The 26244-nt window shown below is 74.7% G+C and carries 20 protein-coding genes and 1 pseudogene; 6 read left to right on the top strand and 15 right to left on the bottom strand.

The window, feature by feature from the left end; all coding sequences use genetic code 11:
* Window positions 1–1290: a TRAP transporter large permease subunit gene (locus tag FH609_RS15655; protein ID WP_139667908.1), complete on the top strand. Its 1290-nt coding sequence runs from the start codon at window positions 1–3 to the stop codon at window positions 1288–1290.
* A 72-nt stretch (window positions 1291–1362) separates the two neighbouring features.
* Window positions 1363–2406, top strand: a complete 1044-nt coding sequence (locus FH609_RS15650; protein WP_139667906.1) for a hypothetical protein — start codon at window positions 1363–1365, stop codon at window positions 2404–2406.
* Window positions 2407–2479: 73 nt separating this feature from the next.
* On the opposite strand, the gene FH609_RS15645 is transcribed toward FH609_RS15650, so the two are convergent.
* From FH609_RS15645 to FH609_RS15595, 11 genes are all read right to left on the bottom strand, one after another.
* Window positions 2480–3658, bottom strand: a complete 1179-nt coding sequence (locus FH609_RS15645) for a right-handed parallel beta-helix repeat-containing protein (RefSeq protein WP_226961699.1) — start codon at window positions 3656–3658, stop codon at window positions 2480–2482.
* A 165-nt stretch (window positions 3659–3823) separates the two neighbouring features.
* Entirely contained in the window at window positions 3824–5134 is a 1311-nt protein-coding gene (locus tag FH609_RS15640; RefSeq protein ID WP_139667902.1) for an aspartate aminotransferase family protein, read from the bottom strand.
* 142 nt (window positions 5135–5276) lie between these two features.
* On the bottom strand, window positions 5277–6143 hold the full coding sequence (locus FH609_RS15635; protein WP_139667900.1) for a universal stress protein: 867 nt from the start codon (window positions 6141–6143) through the stop codon (window positions 5277–5279).
* A gap of 194 nt (window positions 6144–6337) precedes the next feature.
* Window positions 6338–7669, bottom strand: coding sequence for an exo-alpha-sialidase (locus FH609_RS15630; RefSeq protein ID WP_139667899.1), 1332 nt, complete (start codon window positions 7667–7669; stop codon window positions 6338–6340).
* 224 nt (window positions 7670–7893) lie between these two features.
* Window positions 7894–9786, bottom strand: a complete 1893-nt coding sequence (locus FH609_RS15625; protein WP_226961698.1) for a class I adenylate-forming enzyme family protein — start codon at window positions 9784–9786, stop codon at window positions 7894–7896.
* Between the two features lie 671 nt (window positions 9787–10457).
* Window positions 10458–12188: a CoA transferase gene (locus FH609_RS15620; protein WP_139667897.1), complete on the bottom strand. Its 1731-nt coding sequence runs from the start codon at window positions 12186–12188 to the stop codon at window positions 10458–10460.
* A 278-nt stretch (window positions 12189–12466) separates the two neighbouring features.
* Window positions 12467–13240: a chitinase gene (locus tag FH609_RS15615; RefSeq protein ID WP_226961697.1), complete on the bottom strand. Its 774-nt coding sequence runs from the start codon at window positions 13238–13240 to the stop codon at window positions 12467–12469.
* A 147-nt stretch (window positions 13241–13387) separates the two neighbouring features.
* A complete protein-coding gene (locus tag FH609_RS15610) occupies window positions 13388–13870 on the bottom strand; it encodes a poly-gamma-glutamate biosynthesis protein PgsC/CapC (protein WP_139667895.1) in 483 nt (160 codons plus the stop codon).
* Complete coding sequence (gene pgsB, locus FH609_RS15605; RefSeq protein ID WP_139667893.1) at window positions 13867–15108, bottom strand: poly-gamma-glutamate synthase PgsB; 1242 nt, start codon at window positions 15106–15108, stop codon at window positions 13867–13869. Before pgsB ends, FH609_RS15610 begins: the two co-directional genes overlap by 4 nt.
* Window positions 15109–15196: 88 nt before the next feature.
* Window positions 15197–17419, bottom strand: a complete 2223-nt coding sequence (locus FH609_RS15600) for a HAMP domain-containing protein (RefSeq protein WP_139667891.1) — start codon at window positions 17417–17419, stop codon at window positions 15197–15199.
* Between the two features lie 484 nt (window positions 17420–17903).
* A complete protein-coding gene (locus FH609_RS15595; protein WP_139667889.1) occupies window positions 17904–19142 on the bottom strand; it encodes a PP2C family protein-serine/threonine phosphatase in 1239 nt (412 codons plus the stop codon).
* A gap of 236 nt (window positions 19143–19378) precedes the next feature.
* Here FH609_RS15595 and FH609_RS15590 point away from each other — a divergent pair, with 236 nt between their 5' ends.
* Window positions 19379–19588, top strand: a complete 210-nt coding sequence (locus FH609_RS15590; protein WP_139667887.1) for a DUF4287 domain-containing protein — start codon at window positions 19379–19381, stop codon at window positions 19586–19588.
* 163 nt (window positions 19589–19751) lie between these two features.
* Here FH609_RS15590 and FH609_RS15585 read toward each other — a convergent pair.
* Window positions 19752–21788 (bottom strand): annotated as a pseudogene (locus tag FH609_RS15585) (PA14 domain-containing protein); the annotation flags it as partial.
* Between the two features lie 182 nt (window positions 21789–21970).
* Here FH609_RS15585 and cutA point away from each other — a divergent pair.
* Together cutA and FH609_RS15575 are read left to right on the top strand one after the other, a co-directional pair.
* Window positions 21971–22294 carry a divalent-cation tolerance protein CutA gene (cutA, locus tag FH609_RS15580; protein ID WP_139667883.1) on the top strand — a complete coding sequence of 108 codons (324 nt, stop codon included), beginning with the start codon at window positions 21971–21973 and terminating at the stop codon, window positions 22292–22294.
* 73 nt (window positions 22295–22367) lie between these two features.
* Window positions 22368–23510 carry a DUF6892 domain-containing protein gene (locus FH609_RS15575; protein ID WP_139667881.1) on the top strand — a complete coding sequence of 381 codons (1143 nt, stop codon included), beginning with the start codon at window positions 22368–22370 and terminating at the stop codon, window positions 23508–23510.
* Here FH609_RS15575 and FH609_RS15570 read toward each other — a convergent pair.
* The 3 genes from FH609_RS15570 to map form a co-directional block, all read right to left on the bottom strand.
* Window positions 23438–24103, bottom strand: a complete 666-nt coding sequence (locus tag FH609_RS15570) for a GNAT family N-acetyltransferase (RefSeq protein WP_319789595.1) — start codon at window positions 24101–24103, stop codon at window positions 23438–23440. The genes FH609_RS15575 and FH609_RS15570 overlap by 73 nt on opposite strands.
* Complete coding sequence (locus tag FH609_RS15565) at window positions 24100–24687, bottom strand: helix-turn-helix domain-containing protein (RefSeq protein WP_226961694.1); 588 nt, start codon at window positions 24685–24687, stop codon at window positions 24100–24102. The genes FH609_RS15570 and FH609_RS15565 overlap by 4 nt, the downstream gene beginning before the upstream one ends.
* Before the next feature lie 70 nt (window positions 24688–24757).
* A complete protein-coding gene (map, locus tag FH609_RS15560) occupies window positions 24758–25525 on the bottom strand; it encodes a type I methionyl aminopeptidase (RefSeq protein ID WP_139667877.1) in 768 nt (255 codons plus the stop codon).
* Between the two features lie 93 nt (window positions 25526–25618).
* Between map and FH609_RS15555 the strand changes: the two genes are divergently transcribed.
* Window positions 25619–25915, top strand: coding sequence for a helix-turn-helix domain-containing protein (locus tag FH609_RS15555; RefSeq protein WP_139667875.1), 297 nt, complete (start codon window positions 25619–25621; stop codon window positions 25913–25915).
* Window positions 25916–26244 lie beyond the last annotated feature (329 nt).

Below are 26244 nucleotides of genomic sequence, written 5' to 3'. Positions count from 1 at the left end.
ATGGGTGTCGTCATTCTGTTGATCATGCTGGTGGGCGTCGTGCTGATGCTCTCCGGCAAACTGCCCACCGCCTTCGCGCTGGTGCTGCTCGGTGTCTCCATCGCCCTGGTGACGGGCGCGCCGCTGACCGGCGAGGAGAGCGTGCTGGACACGGTGCTCCAGCAGGGCGCGGGCGGGCTGGCCGCGACGATGATCGCGATCCTGCTCGGCTCGTGGCTGGGCAGGCTGTTGGACGAGACCGGCATCGCCGGCACGCTGGTCCGCAAGATCGTGGAGTTCGGCGGCGACCGGCCCACCGTGGTGGCCCTCGGCGTGCTGGCCGTCTCCGGGCTGGTCGGCACGGTCACGGGCTCGGCGCCGGCCGCGATGCTGGCCGGCATCATCGGCATCCCCGCGATGATCGCGGTGGGCGTGCCCAAGGTGACGGCCGCCGGCACCATCCTGATGGGACTGGCCGCCGGGCTGCCGTTCGAGCTGCCGGTCTGGCAGTTCTTCTCCACCGCGCTGGACCTGCCGGTGGAGACGGTGCGCGGCTTCATGATCAAGCTGTTCCCGTTCGCGGCCTTCTTCGCCGTGCTCTTCGTGCTGGTCGAAACGCGCCGGCGGGGCGTGGAGCACGCCTGGTCGCTGCGGTCCGTGGACGCCTCGGCCGAGCGCCGCCCCTCGCGCCGGGAGCGGCTGGGCGACGCCCCCTGGTACGCGCTGTTCACCCCGGTGGTGCCGCTGGTGCTGGCGCTGGGGCTCGAACTCGCCATCATTCCCTCGCTGTTGGCGGGCGTCCTCTTCGCGCTGGTCACCACGACCAGGCCGCGCGACATGAACCGGCGGCTGCTGCGCACCCTCTACGCCTCGTTCGACGTGGCGGCGGCGCCGATCGTGCTCTTCGTCGCCATCGGCATCCTGCTGGCCGCCGTCCAACTTCCCGGCTCCGTCGAGGCGTTGGAGCCCCTGGTGCGGAACGTCAGCCCGCAGAACCCGGTGCTGTTCGTGCTGGTCTTCGGCGCGCTGGTGCCGCTGTGCCTCTACCGGGGCCCGTTGAACGTCTACGGCCTGGGCGCCGGCATCGCCGGCGTGCTGATCGCCGCCGGCATCTACCCGGCCGTCGCGGTGCTGGGCCTGACCACCTCCTACAACCAGGTCTTCGGCGTCGCCGACCCGACCAGCACCCAGACCGTGTGGAGCGCGCAGTACTCGGGCGTCAGCCCGCAGCAGGTGATGCTGCGCACCCTGCCCTACGTCTGGTGCGTGGCCGTCGGCGGCCTGATCGTCACGGCCTCGCTCCACCTCTGACCAGACCCCTCACCAGCCCGTCCGCACGTTCGCACCCCCACCATCCGGTCAACGACGAACGGAGAACGTGTCATGCCCCTCGACCACCCCCAGGGCCCGCCCCTGGACCACGCCCTGGACCGTCGCACGCTGCTGCGCGGCGCGGCCGCCGCCGGCACCCTGCTCGGCGTGGGCGGCGCCGCCGCCGCGCTGGGCGCAGGCACCGCCTCGGCCGCGCCCGGCGGCTTCCCCGACTACCGGTACGTCGCCACCCTGCTGCGCCCGTCCGACCTCTCCTACAACCCGACCGACGAGATCATCTTCCCGTGTGTCCGTGGCGTCTACGACCGGCTCAGCTCGCCGCTCGGCCGCTACTACCTCTACTACGCGCCGCACGACGACCCGGGCGGGATCTGCCTCGCCTACGGCGACGCGCTGGCCGGCCCGTTCACCGAGTACCCGGGCAACCCGCTGGTCAGCAACGTGTGGGGCGACCACTACGCGGTCCCGCACGTCTCGTCGCCGCACGTGCTGTGGAACGAGGATGAGCGGGAGCTGTGGCTCTACTTCCACGGCGACAACCGCACGACCCGGCTGGCCCGCTCCACCGACGGCATCCACTTCACCTACGACGGCGTGGTCCTGCACACCTCGATGCTGCCCGCCGGCAGCAACGAGGCGTCCTACGCCCGCGTCTTCCGCCACGACCTGCCGGCCCGGGGCGCCCGGTACGTCATGCTCTTCATGATCAACAACGCCAGCAACCACCGTGCCATCGGCTGGGGTTGGTCCGCCGACGCCCGCACCTGGACGTTCTCCCAGGAGCCGCTGGTGCGGCACGCGGACGTCGGCGTCAACGACCTCAGCGGCCCCCACCTGCTGACGAGGAACGGCAGCGCCTACGTCGTCTACCACACCGACCGGGCCAGCGGCGGCAACATCCTGATCACCGAGGTCGGCAACGACTTCTCCCGGCGGGACCATCTCGGCGTGTTTCACCGGCCGTTGAGCGGCGCGCCGGACAACGGGCGGTCGGCGGCGCCCTCGTTCGGCACCGACCGGGGCGTGTCGTACATGGTCTATGAGGCGGGCGAACGGCTCGACGGCTCCATCGCGGTGGCCAGGGCCGTCTCCTGACGGAACGCCGCGCGGGCCGGGTCGTGACCCCCGGCCCGCGCGGCGGTGACCCCGCCCGACACCGGGGCCGGGGTCAGAACCTGGCGCCGATCGCGCTCCCGTCGGCCGGCACCAGGAAGTCGGAGGACGGGATCGCGCCGTCCGGGCCCCGGGGCCCGGTGATCGTCGAGGCGTCCACGCTGAGCACCGAGTCCTCGCCCCAGTCGCCGCCCAGGTCCCAGGAGTTGCCCTCGGAGGTGCCGCCGCCCGGCTCGACGGCCGCCGCGTCCAGCACGGAGAGGTTGGCCGTCAGGGCCGTCCGCGAGTCGGCCAGGTCGAAGCCGGTCCCGCCGTTGGCGTAGGTGCTGGTGCGGGTGACGGTCAGCGCGCCGGGGTTGCCGTTGTCGGTGACGCCGTCCACCGCGTTCCCGAACGCCAGGCAGTTGCTCAGCGCGTGGTCGGCCGGCAGGTCCTCGTCCCCGCCGCCCATCTTGAAGCCGTTGCCGTCGCCCTCGAAGTCGGGGAAGTCCCAGCGGTTGAACCCGTTGCCCCAGGCCACGGTGGACTCCAGCGCGACCGGGGAGAGGAACTCCCAGGCGTCGAAGCCGTCGTCCGCGTTGTGCCACAGCCGCGCGCCGACCACCCGGTTCCCCTCGCCGGCGCCCTCCTTGATGCCGAGGCCGTCGGCGCTCTCGCCGTTCTTGCGCGGGTCGTGGTTGCCGAAGGAGTCCAGGTTCTCGATCAGGTTGCGGCTTGAGACGCCCTGAAGCTGGAAACCGGTCTCGTAGTTGTCGCGGGTGGTCAGGTTCCGAAACACGTTGTCGTCGCAGCCGTCGCAGTAGATCCCGTACGGACCACGGATGATCTCCAGGTTCTCGATCACCCAGTGCGCGGCCTCCATGTGGATCGCGCCGCGCTCCTCGCGGGGGATGCTGCCGCCCACCGGCGTGTGGCTGGCGGGCAGTTCGTCCCCGTCGATCACCGGCCGCTCGCCGGGGTAGGCGCTCAGCGTGATCGGGCTGCCCGGCTCGCCCGAGGTGGCGATGGTGATGTTCTCGCTCAGGGTGTAGGTGCCGCCGCGCACCTGGACGGTGTCGCCGGGACCGGCCCGGTCGACGGCGGCCTGCACGGTGGCCAGCGGGTCCGCCACCGTGCCCGCGCCCCCGTCGTCCCCGTCGGGCGCCACCACGATCAACGCGGCCAGCGGCGCGGCCTCGGCCGCCGCCGTCGTCCCCGCGCCCGCCGTCGGCAGCAGCAGCGCGGCCACCGCCACGCCGACACCCGCCGGCCATCCAGGACGCCACCCGCTCTTCGCTCCACGCAAGCTCCTCATGCCCCTCGGTCGCCGCAGGGGGACGGAAGGTTGCCGACGGGGCGGACGGAGAGTTCGCCGAAGCGGGACGGAGGGGCGCCGAAGCGGCCGGGCTCGCGCGCCCGGTCAGGCCCCGGCGGCGAGGGTCGCGCGCAGGGCGTCGGCGAGGATGTCGACGCCCGTGTGCAGCTCGGCCTCGGTCGCGGTCAGCGGCGGGGCGATGCGGAAGATGCCGCCCATGCCGGGGAGTTGGACGATGTTGAGGTGCAGCCCCCGCTCCAGGCAGGCCGCCGTGACCGCCTGGCCCAGCGCGTCGGCCGGGGCCCTGCTCTCCTTGTCGGTGACCAGCTCGATGCCCTGGAGCAGCCCGCGCCCGCGCACGTCGCCCACCACCTCGAAGGCGTCGCGCAGCCCCAGCAGCCGGTCGCGCAGCAACCCGCCGAGCCGCGCGGCCCGTTCGACGAGACCGTCGCGTTCCACCACGTCGAGCACGGTCAGCGCGACCGTCGCGGCGAGCGGGTCGGAGACATGCGTGGTGAAGAAGAGGAAGCCCCGCTCGTGGCAGACCTCCTCGATCGCGGGGCTGGTCACCACGGCCGCGACCGGCAGCCCGGCGCCCAGCGTCTTGGAGAGCGTCAGGATGTCGGGCGCCACCCCGTCGCGTTCGAAGGCGTAGAGCTGGCCGGTCCGGCCGAGCCCGGTCTGCGCCTCGTCGAGGATCAGCAGCATGTCGCGCTCGTCGCACAGCTCCCGCAGCCGCGCGAGATAGCCGGGCGGCAGCTCCACGATGCCGCCCGAGGAGAGGATCGGCTCGACGAGGCAGGCGGCCAGCGCGCCCGTGGACTGGGCGTCGACGGCGGCGAACCCGTAGGCCAGCTCCGTCTCCCAGTCGTGCGAGCCGTCGGCGTGGCGGAACGGGGAACGGTAGGCGTTGGGCGTCGGCAGCGTCAGGTTGCCCGGCACGGTCGGGCCGTAGCCCCGGCGCCCGGCGGAGTAGGTCGCGGCGGCGGCGCCCGAGGTCATGCCGTGCCAGGAGCGGTCGAAGGAGACGATCTCGTAGCCGCCGGTGTAGAGCTTGGCCATCTTGATGGCCGCCTCGTTGGACTCGGCGCCCGTCGTCAACAGCAGTGTCCTGGACAGGGGTTGGGGCAGCGTCCCGGCCAGCCGGCGGGCCAGGTCGACGACGGGGCGGCTCAGCATCCCGCTGTAGAGGTGGTCCAGCGAGGCGACCGAGGCGGAGACCGCGCGCACCACGTCCGGGTGGGAGTGCCCGAGCACCGCGCTCATCTGGCCCGAGGTGAAGTCGAGGATCGCCCGGCCCTCGCTGTCGTACACGTAACAGCCCCCGGCCCGTTCGATGACGCGCGGCGTGAACGCTGCGCCGTAGCGGACCAGATGGCGGTCCGCGTCCGTCCAGAACGGGTCCTCGGTCCCCATGAGCGGCCTCCCACGTGCGGCGTCCGGCGTGGCGACCGAGGCTATGCCATGGGCGGGGCCGGGGGACGGCGGGGGCCGCGGCCCCGGGCCGGCCGTTCGGAGACGGCGGCCGGACCGGTCGTGCGCGGCGGCGGCCCGCCGTTCACCGGTGCGGGACCACCGTGAGCGGGACGGGGCAGTGGTGCAGCAGGGAGTGGGTCACCCGGCCCAGCCGTGGCCCGAGGGGAACGGAGCGGTCGCGCCGGCCGACCACCACCAGCCGTGCGCCGTCCGCCGCTTCGCGCAGGACGCGGGTGGCGCGTCCGAAGGGCAGCTCGGCGCGGACCGTGACCTCGGGGTACTTGGCCTGCCAGGGCCGCAGCGTCGCGGCCAGCGTCTCCCGCAGCTCGCCGGCCAGCTCCTCGGTGGTGGGCCCGACCGGGCCCGGCACGCCCACCGCGACCGGCGCCACGGTCGGCGTCGGGTTCCAGACGTGCACCACCCGCAGCCCGGCGCCGTGGGTTGCGGCGGCGTCGAAGGCGAACTCCAGCAGCTCGTCGGCGGGTTGGGTCAGGTCGAGGCCCAACACCACGGGGCCGGCCGGGACATCCTCCGGCTCGCCGCGCACCACGGTGACCGGCCCCGGCGCGCCCGCCACGGTCGCCTGGGAGACCGAGCCGAGCAACACCCCGCGCACCGCGCCGAGTCCACGCGAGCCGACCACCAGCAGCGCGCCCTCGGCCACCGCGGCGCGCAGCACCACGGACGGCACCCCGGTCTGTCGCCGGCCGACGACCTCAAGCTCGGGGTGGGCGCGGGCCAGCCGCTCGGCGGTGGCCCGGAGCATCGCGTCGCACCGCTCGCGGCGGGCGGCCGCGTCGACATACGGCGTCAGGTCGTGGGCGTCGGCGGTCCAGGCGGCGAGCAGCCGCAGCGGGAGCCGGCGGCGCCGGGCCTCCCCAGCCGCCCAGTCGGCGGCGGCCAGGCTCTCGGCGGACCCGTCGAGGCCGACGGTGATGGAGCGGAACATGGAACTCTCCCTCGCTGGGCGGGTGGTGACTCCAGCGTCGGCCGGCGAGGGGGCGCGGGGCGTGGGCCGGTCGGGCACCTCGGGTGCGCCGACCGGCCCGGTTCGGGGGGCCGTTCGGCCCTCCGGGCGGCGGCGGTCAGCCGTTGAGAGATCCGGCGGCGGCGGTCAGCCGTTGAGAGATCCGGCGGCGGCGGTCAGCCGTTGAGAATCCAGGAGAGGTTGAAGCGGCGCCAGACCAGCGCGCGGTAGGAGCCGCCGCCGGTGCCGTCGTTGAAGAAGTCCGTCTCCACCAGGGCGCCGACGCGGTAGTCGGCGGTCTTGGTCATGCTGGAGTAGCCGCCCTCGTAGCCGACGCCGGAGACCGGCGCCGCGCTCAGCGCGCGGCCCGCCGTGAAGGTGCGGGCGTCGGCGTCGTAGCTGATCCGCACCCGCATCTCCCGACGCGAGGTCTCCGAGGCCGAGTTGAGGAAGAGCGTGCGGGCCGGGGCGTCGACGTTGTAGGCGAGCACCGAGCCCTGGCAGCGCGGGTCGGGCAGCCCCGGGTCGACGGCGAACGGGCCGAACCCGTCGAGGGTGCCGCGCGCCACCCAGCGGGCCCGGTCGTCCAACGGGCGGTCGTTGCGGCAGAGTCGGCCGTCGGGCGTCTGGACGACGGTGCCCTCCTCGGCGGCGCCTTCGAGGAGTTGGACCGACCAGGTGCGGGCGCCGGGGCTGCCGCGCCCGACGATGTTCCGGCCAAGCGCCGGGACCACCAACTCGCCGGAGCGCAGCCGGATGCCGTTGCCTGGGCCGACCGCGTCCCAGGCCCAGCCGTCGGGCGTCAGCTCGGCGGTCAGGTCGCGCGGCGTGGACCAGGTGGCGCCGTCGTCGGTGCTGCTGGTGAGGTAGAGGCGGCGCCGGCCCTCCTCGGTCGCGTCGACCTTGTCGGTGCGGGAGCCGTCGGGCAGCGGGTCGTCGCCGTTCTGACTGCGGTCGCCGGCGTTCCAGGAGAGGAAGAGGTGCACGGTGGTCCCGTCGACCACCGGGGTCGGGTTGCCCCAGGTGCCGTTGCCGGCGCCGACGATCTCGCGCAGCGGCTCCCAGTCGGCCGGCTCGGCGCCGTGGTCGGTGGTGGTCCTGGTGCGCTTGGCGACGAGGTTGATGTCGCCGTAGTCGCGGTTGTTGTGCCGGCGGCCCTCGGCGAAGGCGAGGATGCGGCCGGTGGCGGTGGTGACCACGGCGGGGATGCGGAAGGAGTGGAAGCCGACGCCGGAGGGCAGCCGGTCGGGGGAGGTCATGTTGGCGCTGCGGAAGAGGGGGAACGCGCGGTGGAACGGGGTGGCGTCGCCGGCGGGGTCGTCCACGGAGCGCGGGTCCTGCGCGGCGAGCGGGTGGTGCGCGGCGAGCGGGTCGTGTGCGGCCGGGGCGGCGGTGCGGGTCGCGGCTGAGGCGGGGCCGGTGGCCGCGAGGGCGGCGGGGGTGGCGATTCCGAGAGCGGCCAGGGCCATGACATCGCGGCGGCTGAGACGGCGAGGGGCGTGATCCACGTCGTTCCCTTTCTGACGCGCCCGCGCACGCCCCCGCGCTCGGCCGTCACGCGCGCCGGCGTGCGGGCACGCGCGGGCGCGTGGGAAGGAGGCGTGCGGAAGGGGGGCGAGGGGCGGGCGGTGCGGTGCGGGCGGCTGACGATAGATCACCGACGCGCCCCGGTCCAGGGCGCCGGGCCCTGGTCCGGCCCGGCGCCTGGTGCAACGGCGGCCGCGCGGTCCGTTCAACGGCGGCCGTGGCGGGCGGCGGCCCTGCGGGTGAGGGTGCGCCGGCACACCTTTCCGGTCGGGCCCCGGGGCATGTCCGCCAACTCCAGAAGAAACTCGGGCAGTTTGCGCTTCTCCAGCCCGACGTCGGTGAGCAGGAACGCGTTGAGCGCGGCCAGCGAGGGCGGCTCGGCGCCGGGCGCGGCGCGCACGCAGGCGCAGAGGCGTTCGCCCAGCTCGGGGTCGGGCACCGGGACGCAGGCGGCCTCGGCGACGGCCGGGTGCGCGGCGAGGGCGCGTTCGACCTCGGCCGGGCTGATGTTGAGGCCGCCCCTGATGACGACGTTCCGCAGCCGGCCCAGCAGGAACAGCCGGCCCTCGGCGTCCAGCCGGCCCAGGTCCCCGGTGCGCACCCAGCCGTCGGGGGTGCGGTGGGCCTCGTCGAGTGCGGGGTCGCCGACATAACACAGCGGCGTCATCGGCCCCTTGGCCTGGATCTCGCCCGACTCGCCGGGCGGCAGCGGCCGTTGGTCGGGGCCGACGACGCGGAGCGAGACCACGGCCGGGTCGGGGACGCCGACCAGCCCGGCCGGCGCGTCGGGCGCGACGCGGGTGTGGCAGTTGACGCCGTCCGACGAGCCATAGACGGTGATCACCGGCGCCCCGAGCCGTCGCGCGGCCAACCGCGCGGTGGTGGGCGGCAGTTCGGCGCCGCTGGAGACGACGGCGGCCAGCGGGGACGGCTCCTCGGCGCCGGGCGCGGGTTCGGGTTCGGGTTCGGGTTCGGGTTCCGGCGTGCGTTCCGGCGCGGCCTCGGCGATCCGGCGGAGCATGGTGGGAACGCCGAACAGGTGGGTGGGCCGGTGGGTGGCGAGGGCACGCAGCGCGCCGGCCGGGTCGAACGCCGGCTGGAGCAGCAGCGTGCCGCCGAGGGCCGCCACGGTGAGCACCCCGCAGGAGCCGAACGAGGAGCCGAACGGCACCAGCACCAGATGGCGCCGGGGCGCGTCGCCCGGGGTGAGGGCGCGCAGATAGTTGACCCGGCCGCCGCCCATGGCGTGGTGGCTGTAGGCGACCATCTTGGGCTCGGCCTCCGAGCCGGAGGAGACCATCAGGCGCGCCGGCGCCGCCGGGTCCACGCGGGCGGGCACCCAGGGCGTGCGCGCCGGCGCGTCCAGCCAACGCACTCCCCCGGCCGGGTCGGCGCGCGCCGCCTCGGTGGTGAACACCGCGCGCAGCTGCGGCAGTTGACCGGCGAGCGCCAGGTCGGTCTCCTCGGCGAAGACCGCGCCCCGGGCGCGGGACCGGCCCAGCAGAGCCAGGGTGTCGCGGCGTCCGCCGCCCGGCGGGTAGGGCAGGGCGACCGCGCCGATGGCGTAGACGGCGAGTTCGGCGGCCACGGCCCGGCGGCCGTTGGGCATCCTGAGGGCGACCACGTCGCCGGCGCCGAGGCCCGCCTCGGCGAACAGGGCGGCGATCCGCCGGACTTCGGCGTCGAGCGTCGCGTAGTCCCAGCCGCCGCCCGGCGGGTCGTCGGCCTCGACGACGGCCTGGCGCCGGGGGTGGGCGGCGACCCGTTCCCGGAACAGCGCGTGGAGGTCGCGGTCCGGGCAGAGCCCCCGGGCGACCCAGGCGCGGCGCTCGACGGCCGGCACGAGGTCGGGGATGGCCAGCCCGGCCCGGCTGGCCCAGGGCCGAGCGCGGCCGCCGGCGCGGGCGCCGGCCGGCGTCGGGGTGGCGGCCGCCGCCGGGGGCGTCGGGGTGGCGGCCGGCGGCGCGCCGGAGGCGGCGGAGGGTGCCGCCGCGCCGGAGGCGGCGTGTGCCGAGGGCGCGAGGGCGGCGGCGGCCGGCGGGGGCACGGGGACGGAGGCCGCCGGCGGGGCGGCGAGCGGAGAGGCGGCGGTTGCCAAGGGCCCGGGGGCGGCGGGAGTGGCCGAGGGCGCAAGGGCTGCCGGGGTCGCCAGGTCCGCCGTGGTCGCAATAGTCGCTGGGGTCGCTGGCGTTCTCCCCGTGGTCGCTGCGGTCACCGGGAACGCGACGGTAGCCGGGGACACGGGGGCAACGGTCAACGGGGGCGCGGCGGTTGCCGGAGGCGCCGGAGGCGCTGCGGTTGCGGGAGTCGCCACGGTCCTCAGGGTTTTCCTCGTGGTCGCCGGGTTCTCTGAAGCAGCCGGGTCCCCCGTGGTCGCTGCGGTCGGCGAGGCTGCTCCGGTCGCCGGAGGCGCCGGGGTCCTCCCCGTGGTCGCCGGGTCCCCGGGGGTTGCCGGGGCTTTCCCGGTGGTCCCTGTGGCCGCCGCGTCCCTGGTAGTGGTCGGGCTCCCCGTGGTCGGCGGGGTTTCCTCCGTGGTCGTTCCGCTCGCCGATGCCGCTCCGGTCACCGAGCCCGCCATCGTCGTTCCGGCCGTCGATGCCGCCCGGGTCACCGGAGGCGCCGCGCTCGCCGTGGTCGCAGCGGTCACCGAGGCCGCCCCGATCGCCCCGATCGCCGGGCTCGCTCCGTTCGCAGCGGTCACCGTGGCCGCTCCGGTCCCCGGCTTCGTCGGCTTCGCCGGCTTCGCCGGGGTCGCCGGGGTCGCTGACGTCACGAGAAGGTCCAGGGGGTGCGGGGGCGGGCGTGGCCGCCGGGTGGGGCGGGGGCGAGGGCGGCGTGGAACGCGGGGTGGCCGGGCAGGGCGGCCAGGTCGGTGGCCACCGGCACGGCCGGGATACCGGCCTCGGCGAGGGCGGCGCGCCACGCCTCGCTCGGCCGGGCCGCGAAGCGCGCCGCGACCGTGCCGGCCGAGTGCGTCAACGCGCCGCTGATCCGGGCCAGTTCGGGCAGGCGGTCGGCGGCGGCCCGAGCCGGCAGCGCCAGCCAGCCGTCGGCGGTGCGCAGCGGCAGGTCCAGCGGGGTCCAGACGGCGCGGCCTGCGGGGCGCGGGACGAGGGCCGCCGCCGACAGCAGCGACGAGTCGACGCGGGCGCCGCGCCCCGTGGTCGCCCGGCGCAGCAGCGCGGCCACGACGCCGTGCGCGCTGAGCACGCCGCCGAGCACGTCGGTGAGCGTCATCAGCGAGGGCGTCGGCGGCTCGTCGGCCGGCCGCAGCGCGGCGGCGAGGCCGGCGTGCGCCTGGGCGAGGTAGTCGGTGCCGATGGGCGGGCTGTCGTGGCCGAAGGCGTCGCCGAAGCCGGAGGCCGCCGCGTAGACCAGCTCGGGCCGTGCACGCCACAGGTCGGGGGCGTCGAGGCCGAGGCGTTCGGCCCGGCCGGGCGGCCAGTTGTGGAGGAACACGTCGGCGCCGGCGGCGAGTTCGGTGGCGGTGCGGCGGCCGGCCTCGGTGCTGAGGTCGGCCTCGACGGCGGACTTGCCTGCGTTGAGCGCGGCGAAGCGCGCGGAGCAGTCGCCGGAGAGCGGCGGCAGGCCGCGCATCGGGTCGCCGCCCGGCGGCTCGATCCGCAGCACCTCCGCGCCGAGCAGCCGCAGCACATGGCCGGCGAGGGGGCCCTGGACCCGGTTGGTCGCCTCGACCACCCGCAGCCCGGCCAGCGGCAGCGGGCCGCCGGCCGGCGGCAGGGGCGCGGCGCCGTGCGCCGGCGCGCGGCGGAGGCGCAGCGGAGCGGGCAGGCCGGCGGGGTCGGGGTCGTCGGCCAGCGCGACCAGGCTGAGCCCGGCGAGCGCGGCGGCCTCGGCGAGGCCGGCCAGCGGCACGGCCCGGGCGGCGGACCGCAGGGGCTCGGGGAGCGGGCAGACGCCGGTGGCGAACCGGCGTTGGAACGGGGCCCAGCCGCGCCCGGCGAGGGCGGCCGGCACCCCGAGCCGGCGCCAGAACGCGCGCCACGCGTCCGGGGCCAGCGTCTCGATCTCCACGGGCACACCGTCCGCCGAGACCAACGTCGCGCTGCCCGGCGGGTGTTCCTCGGCCCGTCCGTCGGGGGCGGTGGCCGCCGCCAGGTACTGGGTGAGGGAGAGCAGCGCGGCCTGGGCGACGGAGGTGGTGACCCGGCGCAGCGCCAGGCCGCGCCGGCGGGCGAGCAGCGCGGCGCAGACGCCCTGGGCGGTGAGCACGCCGGCGACCGTGGCGGCGTACTCCACCGCGAGGGGGCGCGGGGCGCCGGCGGCGCGCCCGTGGACGTGCGCGATGCCGCAACCGGCCTGCACGGTGCGCTCGTCGACCAGCGGCAGGTCGACGGGCCCTGCCCAGTCGGTGACGCCGGCCACCTCGCGGAGGGCCGCCGGCGGCAGCTCGCGCAGCAGGCGCGCGGCGACGACCCGGTGCGCCGGCGCGCGGCTCCCCGACGCGCCGGGCGCGCGGCGCGCCACTTCCTCGGTCATGACCCGCACGGCCAACCTCCCGCTCTCCTCCGGTCGTTGACGCTGACGCCGCCCATCGTGGGCGCGGGCGCGCCGCGTTGGGGCGCCAACGGCGCGGGATGCACCCCGAAGGGTGAGCCTTTCGCTCAGGCGAGCGAGCCCGCCGGAGGACGGCGTCGACCGCGCCCGAGCGCGCGCCCTGACGGCCCATGGCCCCCTTCGCACTCGCGAAGGGGACCATGGGCGTCAACGCCGTTCGGCGGGGCGGTTCAGCAGAGTTCAGCAGAGTTCAGCAGAGTTCAGCAGGAGAGGTTGCCGCCGGGGTCGACGCCGAGGATCGCGGTGAACCGCAGATAGGTGTCGATCCGGCTCTGCACCTGCCCGGGGTTGCCGCCGTTGCACTCCAGCGAGCCGTTGATGGCGCGGATGGTCTCGCCGAAGCCGACCTCGTTGACGATGGCGTCGTGCGGGGTCATGGTCCCGGGCCCGGACTGGGTGTTCCAGTACCAGAGCGCGGTGCGCCAGGCGACGGCCGGGTCCTGCTCGACCAGCCAGGGGTTGCCCAGCAGGTCGATGCCGAGGGCGTCGCCGGCGGCCTTGTAGTTGAAGTTCCAGCTCAGCTGGATGGGGCCGCGGCCGTAGTAGGCGGCCTGCCCGGCCGGGCAGCCGTAGGGCTGGCTCCAGTCGCAGTAGTGCGGGTAGTTGTCCTGGTTCTGCTCCACCACGTGCACCAGGCCGCCGGTCTCGTGGCTGGCGTTGGCGAGGAACGCTGCGGCCTCCCGGCGGGCGATGGTGTCGCCGCCGGCGTTGGCGAAGTCGGGGTAGGAGCTGAGGGCGGCGGTCAGGCCCTGGTACGTGTAGAACGGGTTCCGGTTCGGGAACATCTCGTTGAACTGGCCCTCGGAGACGGGGAACGCGCTGGGCGCGACGTCCTCCGTGGCCGTGGACGCTGCGGGGGCGGTGGGCGCGGCGGCGGACGCCGGGAGCGCGGCGAGCAGTCCGGCCAGGAGCGCGGCGACGGCCAGCGGGCCGGCGACGCGCAGCGCGCGCCACCCCCTTCCAAACATGGCCATGTCAATCCTCTCGGACGAGCGGTCGGGATTCCGGTTACGGGGTCTCGCGGGGGAACCTGGGGTGATTGAAGAAGCCGACGGAGGGGCTGTCAAGAGCTTGGTCTGTACCAATCGGTCTGTACCAATGCCCGGTCCCCGAGGGCGGGTTCAGACCTTGGGGATCAGCCCCAGCAGCAGCCCCGAGAGCAGCACCGCATAGGTCAGCAGGGTCACCGAGACCACCGAGACGCCCGTGGCCAGCCGGGGTTGGCGCAGCAACTGGTAGGCGATCAGCCCGGGGACCACGAAGCCCAGCGTCTCGTTGGAGTACAGCATCGGGAACTCCTCGCGCAGCAGCAGGAAGAGCGTCGCCTGGAGCACCACCCCGAAGAGCACCACCGCCGCGAAGAGGCGTTTGCCATAGAGAATGACCACGCCCTGGAGCAGCCGGCTGCCGGCATAGGTCGCGCCGGAGGCGACGACCACCATGGCGGTCTGCCTCGGGTCCTCGAAGAGGGTGATGGCCAGCCAGCCGGGGGTGATCATGCCACCGGGCGAGAGGTTGGTGGTCAGATAGCAGACCAGGGAGAAGAGGAGGCCAAGGCCGATGCCGAGGGCGGCCGCGTCGGGCGGCAGGCTGCTGAGGCTCACCGCGCCGCCTCCGCGTCGGTGGCCAGCGCGGGCGACGCGGGCAACGGGGGCGACGCGGGCAACGGGGGCAGCGCCGCGAGCCGTTCGAGCAGCGCCTCGCCCTGGCCGTGAATGTTCCCGACCGCGACCAGCGAAGCCTCGGGCGGGAGTTGGGAGAGCAGCGAGGAGGTCAGCTCGTCCGGCGGCCTGCGCTCGCCGCCGAGGTCGGTGACCCGCTCCCGCCAGGGCGCCGGGATGTGGTCGGCCGCGCTCCGGGTCGGGTGGCCGATCAGGACGACGCCGTCGGGGTCCAACGCGCGCACCACCTCGCCCATCTGACCGTTGCGCTCGATCCGGTCGGGGCGGCAGTTGACCACCACGTGCAGCGGCCGGCCGATCGCCCCGTCCGCCAGCAGCCGCCGCACGTTGGCGACCGTCGACTCGGGGTCGTTAGCGGCGAAAACGTTTGCGAAGCGCAACGAGCCGCCGGCGGGGGTGCGGTACCGCTCCACGGAGAGCACGCCCGGGTCCGGCGGCGCCGCGTACATGCCCTTCAGCGCGATCTCCCGGCTGACGCCGGCCAGCCGGGCCACCTCAAGGGCGATGGCGACGTTCTCCTTGAACGTGAACCAGGTGAAGCCGCGCAGCTCCTCGTCGGTCACCGACTCCGGGTCGGCGTACAGGAGTTGGCAGTCCCGCGCCCTGGCCTCGGCGAGCAGCACGTCCCAGCGCTCCCGCTCGGCGGTGACGCAGATCCCGCCCACCGGCATCGAGCGGGCCAGCGAGCGCGCCACGTCGTCCAGGGTCGGGCCCATCTCCTCCAGGTGGTCCTCCCTGACATTGCAGATCACGCCGACGGAGGAGCGGATCAGCTTGCTCTGGTTGACCTCCTGGAGCGCCGGCTGGACGGCCATGCACTCGATGACCAGCGCTTCGGGGCGGTAGCCGGCCGCGCGGCGGACGATGCCGAGCTGTTCGCCGACGTTGGCGATGCCGAACTTGCGGTGCACCGGCTCCTCGGTGGCGTCCGGGTGGATGAACCGGGCGGCCGTTCCGGTGGTCTTGGCCACGGTCACCAGCCCGCCGCCGCGCAGCGCGCCGGCGCAGAGCCGGGTGATGGAGGACTTGCCACGGATGCCGTTGACCAGGACGCGCAGCGGTATCTGGCGCAGGTTCGCCTCGTGCCGGCGCTGCTCGATAACGCCCCCGATCAGGAGCAGCAGGCAGCACGAGGTCAGGACGGAGTAGAGATAGAGCACGACGGATTCCTTCCACCGGTGCGGGCGGTGACGGGAAGTGCGGTGACAGGCGCGGGAGTTGGTCCGCTCGGTCCGGGAGCTGGTGTGGTCAGCCCGGGAGTTGGTGCCGGACGCGCTCCAGGGCGCGGGTGACGGTGCCCACCTCGTCGTGGTGCACCGGGTAGAGCGGGGTGGTGCGGTCGCCGTCGGCCAGGGCCTCGGCCCTGGCGGCCAGGGCGCGCAGCGGGCGGACGACCACGACATGCAGCCAGCCCAGGCAGCCGACGGAGGCGGTGAGCGCCAACAGGCCGGCGAAGGCGGTGCGGTGCTCGACCTGGTTGGCGGGCAGGTCGAGCCAGGCGGTGGACTGGCGGACCACCAGGTGCCAGCCGTCGAGCGCCGCCGCCTCGCCCTCGGGCGAGAGCCGGGTGACGGTGATCATCGCCGGCTCCCTGGCGCGGCTGACCCGGCCGGTGACCCCGGCCTCGACCGCGTCATCGAGCCGGGCCTCCGGTAGCCGTTCGGGGATCGGGGTGTCCTCGCCGGTCGCCATGACGGCGCCGGAGCGGTCGGTCAGCCAGACCTCGCCGAGCCCCGGCCGCGCCAACGCCTGGTCGAGATGCCCGTGGGAGAACTCGCCCACCAGCGTCAACTCCCCGCCGCCGACCGGGACTCGGGCCGCGACCAGCGGCTGGTCGGTGCGCAGCGCGACGATCCCGGCCGTGCCGAACGGACCGCCGCCCAGCGCCCGCGCCTCGACGGGCGTCGAGGGCGCGTCGCCGACGCCGGCCAGCGGCGCGCCGGAGCCGTCCACCAGGTAGAGCGCGCGGTAGCGGGCGTGCGCGGCCAGGGCGTCCGCCAACACCGCGTCGTGGGCGACGGGTTGCAGCCCCTCCAGGCGGGCGGCGACAGACCGCAGGTCGGAGTGGCCCTCACGCAGCCCTCGGGCGACCCGCTCGGCGGCGAACGCGCCGCGCTGTTCCTGGTCGACGAGGAGCCGTTCGGGCAGCGCGGCCGCGTCGGCCCGGTGCACCACGAGGAGCGCGGCGGCCGACCAGGCCAGCAGCGGCACCAGGCAGAGCAGCACCACCGAGCGGACGCCGAGGCCGGGGCGGCGGCGCCGGACCGGCCCGGGCGGGGCGTGCGGCCCGGGCGGCGCGGGTGGTCCGGGCGGTCCGGGCGGCGTGGGTGGTTCGGCGGGGCCGAGCTGCCGGCGCAGCGACTCGAGCGCGCGCCCGATCCTGGCCGGCTCGCCGAAGCGCGGCACGCGCACCGGCTCCCGGGTGTCGCCGCCGGCCAACCGCGCGGCGGCCACGCCGAGTTGGGCGACCGGACGGGCCAGGGCGCGGCGGAGCAGCCAGCCGGCGGGCAGCGCGATCAGCAGCAGCGCGCCGGCCAGCAGGGCGGCCGAGGCCCGGTGGCCGGGCGCGGCGGGGCCGGGGACGGGGGCCAGGACGTCCGTGACCACGGTCAGGCCGAGCCCGGCCGCGTCGGCGCCGGAGCGGTCGTCGGGGGCGCGGCCGGCGAGGGTCGCGTAGCCGGCGACGGTGACCAGGCCGTCGCTGGGCTCGCCGACCAGGCTGCCGCCGGCGCCGCCGTCAGCGACGGCCGTCGAGGCCAGCTCGGCGGCCTCGGCAGAGCCGGGGTCGCGGCCGGTGGCGGCCACCACCCGGCCGGTGTCTTCGACGAGTTGGACGCGGCGGTCGGCCTCGGGGCCGACGGCGGGCGCGGCGACCGGGGAGAGCGCGGCCAGCAGCCCGGGCCGTTCCGGCGTCCCGACCCGAGCCAGCGCCAGCAGGCGGGTCTCGCCGGTCCTGGTGCGCACCAGGCGCGGCGGGATCTCGCCGCCCGCCGGGCCCTCGGGCGGCTCGAACGCGGGCAGCGGCTCGCCGTGCGCGACGGCGGGGCGGCCGGAACGGGCCTCGGCCGGCGTGGCGTAGTGGGCGAGCCCGAGCCAGCCCCGGTGGCCGGGCGCGAGCGCGGCGAGGGCGTCGGCCGTGGGCGGCGGCTCGCCGAGATCGGCGGCGATCCGCCGGAGGTCGGCGACCGACTCGTCGAGGGTGGCGCGGGTGGCGGCCGCCGCGTCCTGGGCGACGCCGTGCTGCGCCTCGCGCTCGGCGCCGGTGACGGGGCCTTCGGGGGTGGCAGGGACGAGCAGCGCGGTGTGGGCCGCGACGACGACCAGCAGCGCGAGCAGCACCAGCAGGGGTGGCCGAAAACCGCCCAGCAGCGGCATGTCGGCGCGCCAGGCGGCGCGGTGGGGACGGTGCTCCCGGCGGCGCGGCGATAACGGCGCGCGCGTTTCGGTGGGCACCGTGGTGGGGGGATTCACGGTGTGGGGGTCCTCTTCGGGTGACAGCCGCAGGTGTGGGGGAACAAGCGGCGACTCTGTTGTCCCAGAAATTGATGAAAAACTCTGGACAGAAGCGTCGAGAAACTGTGCAGGTCTGGTTCGTACCCGCGAACCCGGTTATGCGGAGCGGGCGCCGCACGCCGAGGCTGATAAACCGTCCATGGCGGCCCGTTGCCCAACTCCCGTACGGCGTCCGTCGTTACGGGGCGGCGGCCGCCCACGTTCCGGGACGGAATTCGACATGCCGCGAGCGGCGGCCGTGGATAGGCCTTGGCCTTTCGCCAGCCCGGTGGCGGAGCGCGAACTCGCCGGTAGCCTCTCCCGGCGGGTGGGAAAGCGCTTGATATACCCGTTCTTTCGCATTCGGGCATTCGGGGTTCCGGGCATTCGCTGGAAGAACTCTCCACACTCTTCCGACATTCCGACGGCAACCTTCGGGCGGCCGGCGGTCGGGGCTTTCGGTTCAGAGCCGGAGGATGACCAGCGCGGTGTCGTCCTCGGTGCCCTTGGGCGGCAGCAGGTCGACCAGCAGGGAGTCGGCGAGCGCCTCGGCCGGCTTGGCGCGGTGGCGCTCCAGCGAGGCGGCCAGCCGGGCCAGCCCCTGGTCGATGTCCTCGTCGCGCCGCTCGATCAGGCCGTCGGTGTAGAGCGCCAGCACGTCGCCCGACTCGAACGGGACGGACGCCTCGTCCGACTCCGCGTGCGTCGGGAGCACGGCCAGCGGCGGGTTGGTGGCCTGGTCGAGGAAGTCCACCCGGCCGTCGCAGCGCGCCAGGGCCGGCGGCAGGTGGCCCGCGCTGGAGTAGACCAGGACGTGGGTCTCCCAGTCGACGAACAGCTTGACCACCGTGGTGGTCTGGGCCCCGGGCACCGACCGGGCGTAGAGGTCGAGGATGCTCAGGGCCCGCCCCGGGCTCTCCGAGACCCGGGCCACCGCGCTCAGGGCGCTGCGCAGCTGGCCCATCACGCCGGCGGCCTCAAGGCCGTGGCCGACGACGTCGCCCACGGCGAGCGTGATCCGGTCGCCGTCCAGGTCGATGATGTCGTACCAGTCGCCGCAGACGTTCATCGCGGCGCTGGCCGGCCGGTAGCGCACCGCCGAGTCGCGCTTCACCTTCAGGTCGGGCGCGGGGAGCATCGACCGTTGCAGGGCCAGGCCAACCTGGCGTTCCTTGGCGTGCGCCTCCCGGAGCCGCTCGTTGGCGCCCTGCAACTCGCCGGCCCTGGTGAGGAGATCGGACTCCAGTCGCCGGGCCCGGTCCTCAGCCTCCGGCGCCAGGGGCTCCCCCCTGGCCTTGATCAGCTCGGTGACCTCCTCGACCCGGTGCAGAATCAGCCGCACCCGGCCGTCCTCGTCGAAGACGGGGCCGTTGACGATGCTCCAGTACCGCTCGGTGAACTCGCCCGACTCCTCCTCCGACTCCACGTCGTAGCGCTGGATGGCCATCGGGTCCCGCTCCCCGGTGGCCGCCACCCGCTCCAGCGAGCGCCGCAGGTTGGTGGTGCCGCTGGCCTGGTCGTCCTCGGGGTTGTCGGGGAAGACCTCCCAGAAGCGGCGGCCCAGCAGGTCTTCCCGCTGCCGCCCGGCGACCTTGAGGTAGGCCTCGTTGGCCTCCACATAGCGCAGTTCGGGAGTCAGGAGGGCGACCGCCGAGGGGTACGCCCGATAGACCGCCGCGTAGTCGATCGTCGACGCCGTCATCTGGTCCACACCTCCCGTCCCGTGGGACCTGGGTTCCGTGGCGCCACCCTAGGGCGGGGGCCGTCGGCCGGACGCCCGCGCCGGTCCCGATCCGGGGCAGGTCACACGGACGGAGCTGAGCCGGGCGCCCGCACGGGTTGTGATCCAGATCACTCCCCGAGGCCGCGCGCTTTCCGCCGTCCAGGTAGTCGTAAGGGGTGAGCACTGTGGAGCGAACGCGGACGAAAGGCGTGACCATGACCAACGCACCCAAGGGCCCGGCCAGTTACTTCCCCAGCATCGAGAAGACCTACGGGCAGCCGATAGCGCACTGGCAGGAGCTGATCCGCGCCTCGCCGCTGACCCGGCACGGCGAGCTGGTCTCCTGGCTGAAGACGGAGCACGGCCTGGGCCACGGCCACGCCAACGCGCTGGTGGCCCACGCCCGCGCGGAGGGGGTGAAGTAACGCCGTGTTCCGCGCCGTGTTCGCCTTGGCCGCCCGCGTCCAGCGGCGGTGCGCCGCGGCCGGCCTGGGTGTTCGGCGGCTCCTCGCGCGCCGTCCGGCCCACCGCTGGCGGCGGTGGGCCGGACGGGATCACGGGGTCACCCGGCGCGGGACGTCAGCCCTGCGGGATGGCGTTGAGCGTGTACCAGGCCTCGGTGCTCCACAGCGTCTCGCCGTCGGCGGAGCTGAAGGGGCGCGGGGACTGGACGTGGACGACCCGGTCGGGCTTGAGGCCGTCGATGACCAGGGTCACCTCCGTGCCGTCCTCGGAGAGTTCCGCCGAGGTGACCTGGAGGGACTCCTGGTCCAGCTTGGGCCCGCCGTAGTCGGACGTCGGCTCGTACCGCCACTGGTTGACCTGGTAGGCCCCGGCCAGCGCGTCGGCCGTCTCCTGGGAGAGCGGCTCGGTGTAGCTGAGCACGAAGCCGTTGGACGTGGCGCGCATCTCGTGGATGTCGAAGACGCTGTTCCCGTTGGGCGTCAACTTCTGGAGCCCGTAGTTGAGTTTGCCCTCCTGGCCCCAGTTGCCGCCGGCGCCCAGGCCGCCGATGTAGAGGGCGCCGTCCGGGCCCTGGCTGACCCGGGTGACGCCGACCTCAAGGCCCTGGGTGTGCCGGAAGAGCGCGCCCTGGTAGGCGCCGTCGACCTGCTCCAGATAGGCCCGCTGGAGGCCGCCGTAGGTGACGTCGGCGATGAGCATCTGGCCGGCGTAGGGGCCCTCGTTCACCGTGAGCGGGGTGCTGGGCGAGTTGCCTATCTCGTTCTGCGGCAGCCAGAGCACGGGCTTGGTGACGGGGTTGTCGTCGAACGGGCCGGGCGGGTTCATGTAGTGGTTGAAGAAGCGGTCCTGCTCGATGTGGAGCAGCTTCGACGACGGCAGCCAGCCGCCCTGGTTGTCGGTGACGAAGATCTCGCCCTCCGGCCCCCAGCCGATGCCGTGCGGGGTGCGCAGGCCGCCGGCGATGTACTCGACCTCGCCGGTCTCCTGGCTGACCCGGATCGTGGTGCCCCGGTTGGGCGCGGGCTGCGGGTCGGTGGTGTTGCCGCCGAGGTCGATGGCGACCGACAGGTTGAGGTAGAAGTAGCCCTCCTCGTAGAGGAGTCCAAAGGCGAACTCGTGGAAGTTGCCGCCGAACGGCCACTCGGCCACCGTCTCGTGGCTGTCGGCGACCTCGTCCCCGTTGTCGTCCACCAGCCTGGTGAGCTGGTGCTTCTCGGAGACATAGAGGGAGCCGTCCACCCACTTGACGCCCATGGGCTCGTTGAGGCCCTCGGCGATCCTGGTGTAGGTGACCTGGTCGGGCGACGTGTCGCCGGTGACGTTGTCCAGGATGTAGACCTCGCCCGCGACGTTGTCGGTGCCGCCCCAGGTGGCGATGGCGAGCCGGTCGTCCGGCAGCCAGTCCATGGCCGAGACCTGCGGCTCGAAGCCCTCGGGGCGCAGGTCGGTCAGGTCGTAGCCGGGGAAGACGGAGTCCAACGGCAGCCCGTCGCCCGGGGAGTCGAGGCCGCCCTCGCACTCCTTCTGGCCGGGCGCGGTGACGCGCACGACGTCCGCGTCGGTGGACAGTACGTCGTTGGGCACGGTGGTGAAGCCCTCGGCGCCCGGCGGCTGCCACTGGAGCGTGAGCTGCTGCTCGGCGGCGTGGTCGAAGTAGTCGATGTGCAGGGCGTGATAGCCGGAGGTGAGGTGGACGCTGCCGTCCTTGGGCTCGGCCGAGTGCAGGCCGTCGTGGTCGATGACCAGCTGGTCGTCGATCAGCAGCCGCGAGCCGTCGTCGCTGATGAGGCGGAAGTTGTAGTCCCCCTCCTCGGGAATGTTGATGTTGGCGATGACCTGGGAGAGGAAGAAGTCGTTCAGGCCGAAGTCATCGGTGGACTGCCAGTCGATGACCGGCATCAGCTTGTCCACGTTGGGGGTCTGCCCCGCCTTCAGGGTGCAGATCTCCTCCAGGGGGAGCCCCACATCGAAGCTGCGCAGGGTGACCCCCGGCTCCTGCGGGGGGATGTCCGCCGCGATGCTCGGCGCGGCGAGACCGCCGAGCAGAAGCGCGGGGACCAGCACTCCCACGGCGCGTCTGCGCCTGCTCCGTGCCTTCCGTCGATTCACTTGTCCTCCTGCCGGTGACGGGTGCTGTGGGGAGGCCACGAGCACTGTCATGTACTCGTAACTAACCCATCTCGCGGGCAAGGTAGGGACTTTGATCGGTCCTGTCCATAACTTTCGCCTCTCCGAGGACAACTTCGTCCGTTTCCGGGAAGACGGGGGCGAGGAGGCGGGGGCGGCCGAGGGCGGGGGGGGCGTCGGTATCGTTCCCTCAGCCGCGTTCAGGGAGCTTCGTCATGGCCGACCATCTCGTCGTCACCACCACCCTCGACAGTCGCGAGGCCGCCGAGGCGGTCGGTCGGGCGGCCGTGACCGCGCGGCTCGCGGCCTGCGCCCAGGTGGAGGGGCCGATCACCAGCGTCTACCGGTGGGAGGGCGAGGTCACCTCGGACCAGGAGTGGCGGCTGGTCCTCAAGACCACGGCCGCCCGCTACCCGGAACTGGAGTCCCTGGTGCGGGAGTCGCACGGCTATGAGGTGCCGCAGATCGTGGCCACCGAGATCGTGCGGGGCGGCGCCGACTATCTGCGCTGGCTGGAGACGGAGACCACCGACTCCTGACGGCGGCCGCCGCCCCGGCCCGCCCCGTTCCCGTCCCCCGTTCGCCGCCGCCCCGAAAGGCCCGCGTTCCGCCGTGCGGTTCACCGATCTCAACGCCAAGCTCCTGGTGCTCGACCAGCTCTGCCACAACCTCGGGCTGCTGCCGCCCTACCGGGGTCCCTCGCTCCCCTACGAGGACTATGACCCGGAGGCGATCAACGAGGCCGCCCTCGCCTACTACCGCGAGCTGCCGATCCCGGACGAACTGGCCGCGCGGGTCCGGCATCTGCTGATGGACGGCGGGCTGTCGATCCAGCAGGACGTCGCCCCGTTCTGGGACGGCGAGGACGACCTGTTCGACGTCCGCGACTGGGGCGAGATCGCCCGGCTGCCCGGGCTGGAGACCGTGACCGCGACCGGCCCGCTGCCGCCCGAGGACCGGCGACTGCTGCGGGCGCGGGGCGTGGTGGTCGAGGACGACGCGTTCCGGGTGTCCGTCTCGGTCGGGAGGGTGCACACCGTCGCCGGGCTGGCGGTGCGGGTCTCCGCCGCCCGTGACCAACGGGAGCTGGTGGAACGCCTGTTGGCGCGGCTGGCGGAGCTACCCGCCGAGGAGCTGACGGCCGGGCGCGAGCTGCGGTACGGCGGGGCGCGCTTCCGGCTCGTTCCGGTGGGCGAACGCGCCGGCGCGCGATGGGCGCTCAGCACGCCGAACGTGACCCTGCGCGCGGCGGGCGAGGAGCGCTGGGAGGACCGGCTGGGCACCGCCCTTCGGCTGGTGCGGGCCAGGGAGCGGTGCCTGAGCCTGGCCCTGCTGCCCGACGAACTTCCGGGCCCGGCACCCGACTCCACCGAGACCGTGCGCGTCGAGCCGGGCGCGGAACGGGCGGCGGCCGTGGTGCTGGAGCGGCGCGCGCCAGGACCGGGCGACTCCGGCTGGCTGCTGCGGCTCCCCCACGCCGGCGACCAGCCGGGCCACGCCGCCTCCCGGGGCGCCGACCGGCTTCCGGAGGCGGCCTGGCCCACGTGCCCGGTGGCGGAGCTGTGGCGCACGCGCCCCGGCGCGCTGACCATGCTCGCGCTCCCCGTGGGCTTCCGCGTCGCGCTGGACGTCGACGACGTGGTCGCCGTCACCGCGCCCGACGGCTCGGCCAGGGCCGGGGCTCACCTTCCGCTGCGCGAGGGCGGCCTGCTGCCGGCGGTCGCTTCGGGCGGCGCCTCGTCGAGCCGCTTGTAGAAGAAGGCACAGTCGCGCGGCACCCCGCCGGACTCGGCGGCGTACTCCGGCACCGTGCCGTAGTGGGTCCAGCCGGTGGCCCGGTAGAGCCGTTCGGCCGGGGTGTCCGCCTCGGTGTCCAGGAGCAGCAGCCGCAACCCGGCCGCCCGCGCGGCCCGTTCGGCCGTGGCGAGCAGCGCCCGGCCGAGGCCCCTGCCCTGGGCGCCGGGCCGCACCATCAGTTTCACCACCTCGGCCCGGTGCCGGCCGGCGGGCAGGGTGACGCGGGAGAGTCCGACGGTGCCGAGCACCGTTCCGCCCTCCGCCGCCACCCAGACGGTCAGCTGCCCCTCGGCGACGGCGGCCCGCCGGCCGCGCCACCACCGCTCGGCGACCGCCGGCTCCAGCGGGCGCAGAAAGCCGAGCGAGACGCTGCCGGCGACCAACTCCACCAGCACCTCCGCCAGTTGGGGAGCGGCCTCGTCGAAGTCCGCGAGGCTCAGCGGACGGATGGCCACCCCGGACGCGCCCAGCACACTCGGTGCGCCCGGTCCGCGCTGCGCGTCGTTCGCGCCCCGCGCGCCGTTCGCGATGCTCACCTCGTGGGCGGTCACGGCAGCACCACCACCAGCGCGTAGCGCACGGGGTCGGGGCCAGGGCAGCGGAAGCGGGAGGTTCCCCAGAGCCGGAACCGCAGGCAGGCGCCGGCCGCCACCCGGTGCTCGCGCCCGTTGACGGCGATCTCCAGCGTGCCGTCGCGCACCCAGATGTGTTGCTCGACGCCGGGCACCGGCGGCCCGTCATAGGCAATGTCGGCGCCGGGCGCCAGCTCGACCTCGACCAGTTCCGCCCGCAGCCCCGGATGCGGCGGGGAGACCGAGCGGCGGACCAGGCCGGCCTCCTCGTCGCGCCAGACCAACTGCCGTTCGGGGGTGACCAGTTCGGGCGGCTCGGACTCGACCTCGGCCAGCAGCCGGGACATGGTCCGCTCGTGGGCCGCGCAGAGCCGGTTCAACAGGGTGGCCGTGGGGCTGATCTCGGCCCGCTCCAGTCGGGAGAGGGTCGACCGGCTGATGCCGGTGCGGCGGGCCAACTCCTCCAGCGACCACCCCCGTTCGACCCGCAACGCGGCCAGCCGGCCGGCCAGCCTGGCGTCCATCTCCCGGTCGGCGTCGTCTCCCACACCCTCGTTTCCCATATCCGGGACGCTATCCCACATCCGGGAACGACCTGGCCATGGGGGTCCGGGGGCTGCGCCGGCGCGCGGGTCAGGGCAGGGTCAGCACCCGGGGGCCGTCGTCGGTGATCGCGACCGTGTGCTCGACATGCGCGCCCCGGCTGCCGTCCACGGTGCGCAACGTCCAGCCGTCGTCGTCGACGCGGTAGGCGTTCCGGCCGCCGGCCATCAGCATCGGCTCGATGGCCAGGGTCAGGCCGTGCCGCAGCGGATAACCCCGGCCGGGGCGGCCCCGGTTGGGCACGGACGGGTCCTCGTGCATCCGTCGCCCGATGCCGTGCCCGCCGAAGTCGGTCGGCATCCCCGCGCCGACGGAGGCGGCCACCGCGCCGACGGCGTGGCCGATGTCGCCGAGCCGGTTCCCGGGAACGGCCGCCGCGATGCCGGCGGCCAGGGCCCGTTCGGCCGCCGCCACCAGCGCGGCATCGGCGGCGCGGGGCGTGCCGACGGAGAAGGTGATCGCCGCGTCGCCGGTCCAGCCGTCGAGTTCGGCGCCGCAGTCGACGCCGAGCAGGTCGCCGTCGCGGAGGCGGTAGTCGGTGGGGACGCCATGGACCAGGGCGTCGTTGACCGAGGCGCAGATGACGCCGGGGAACGGAACCGGCGCGAAGGCGGGTTGGTAGCCCAGGAAGGGGGAGCGCGCGCCGGCGCGCTCCAACACGCCCGCCGCCACCTCGTCCAACTCCCGGAGCGAGACGCCGACCTCGGCGGCCTCCCGAACGGCCGCCAGCGCTTGCCCGACCACTCGCCCAGCCTCGCGCATCGCCTCAAGCGCCGCATCGCTCTTGATCTCCACCATGGGTCCCACCTGCCCGCCTCGCGCCAATTCTTATACCGGTATTTGTATCACGGTCGCGGGTGGATGGGGGTCGAGGGGAGCTACCATCGCGACATGGTGCGGACCCCCCTGACCCCCTGGGAACGGCAGCGCGGCGAACGGCTCGGCGCGCTGCTGCGCCGGGCGCGCGGCGAGCGCAGCATGGTGGAGATCGCGGCGGCGGCCGGCGTCTCCGCCGAGACGCTGCGCAAGATCGAGACGGGCCGCGCCCCGACGCCGACGTTCTTCACCATCGCGGCCCTGGCCACCGCGGTGGGCCTCTCCCTGGACCAACTCGCTGTCGAGGCGGCGGACTTCGCCCCCGGCGGAGCGGCCTCACCGACCGCCGAGGCCACCGCCCGCTCGGCGTAGGACGCGAGCACGCGGGCGCGGGCGCGGGGCGCCCTGCGGCGCCACCGGACACCACGGAGCGGGGGCCCGACGCCCTCAAACGGAGACCATCTCCGACACCCACCGGCCCACCCGAGCCACCGCACCCCAAGCGGAGAACATCTCCACCGCTCCACGTCCCACACCCGAGACGCCGGCGCCCTCACCGCAGGCCCCACCCCAAGCGGAGAAGCCCTCCGCTCAGCAGCGCGCCGCCACCCAGGCCACAGCAACCCACCCCGGCACACCACGCCAACGGAGAACCTCTCCGTTACCGCGCCCCCAACACCCCACCGAGCCGGCGCCACGCA

Origin of the sequence: Streptomyces sp. 3MP-14 (assembly GCF_006334905.2) — a bacterium.
Lineage (GTDB): Bacteria > Actinomycetota > Actinomycetes > Streptomycetales > Streptomycetaceae > Streptomyces > Streptomyces triticirhizae.
The sequence above is the reverse complement of the archived record's forward strand: the minus strand, read 5'-3'. Positions and strand labels throughout refer to the sequence as shown.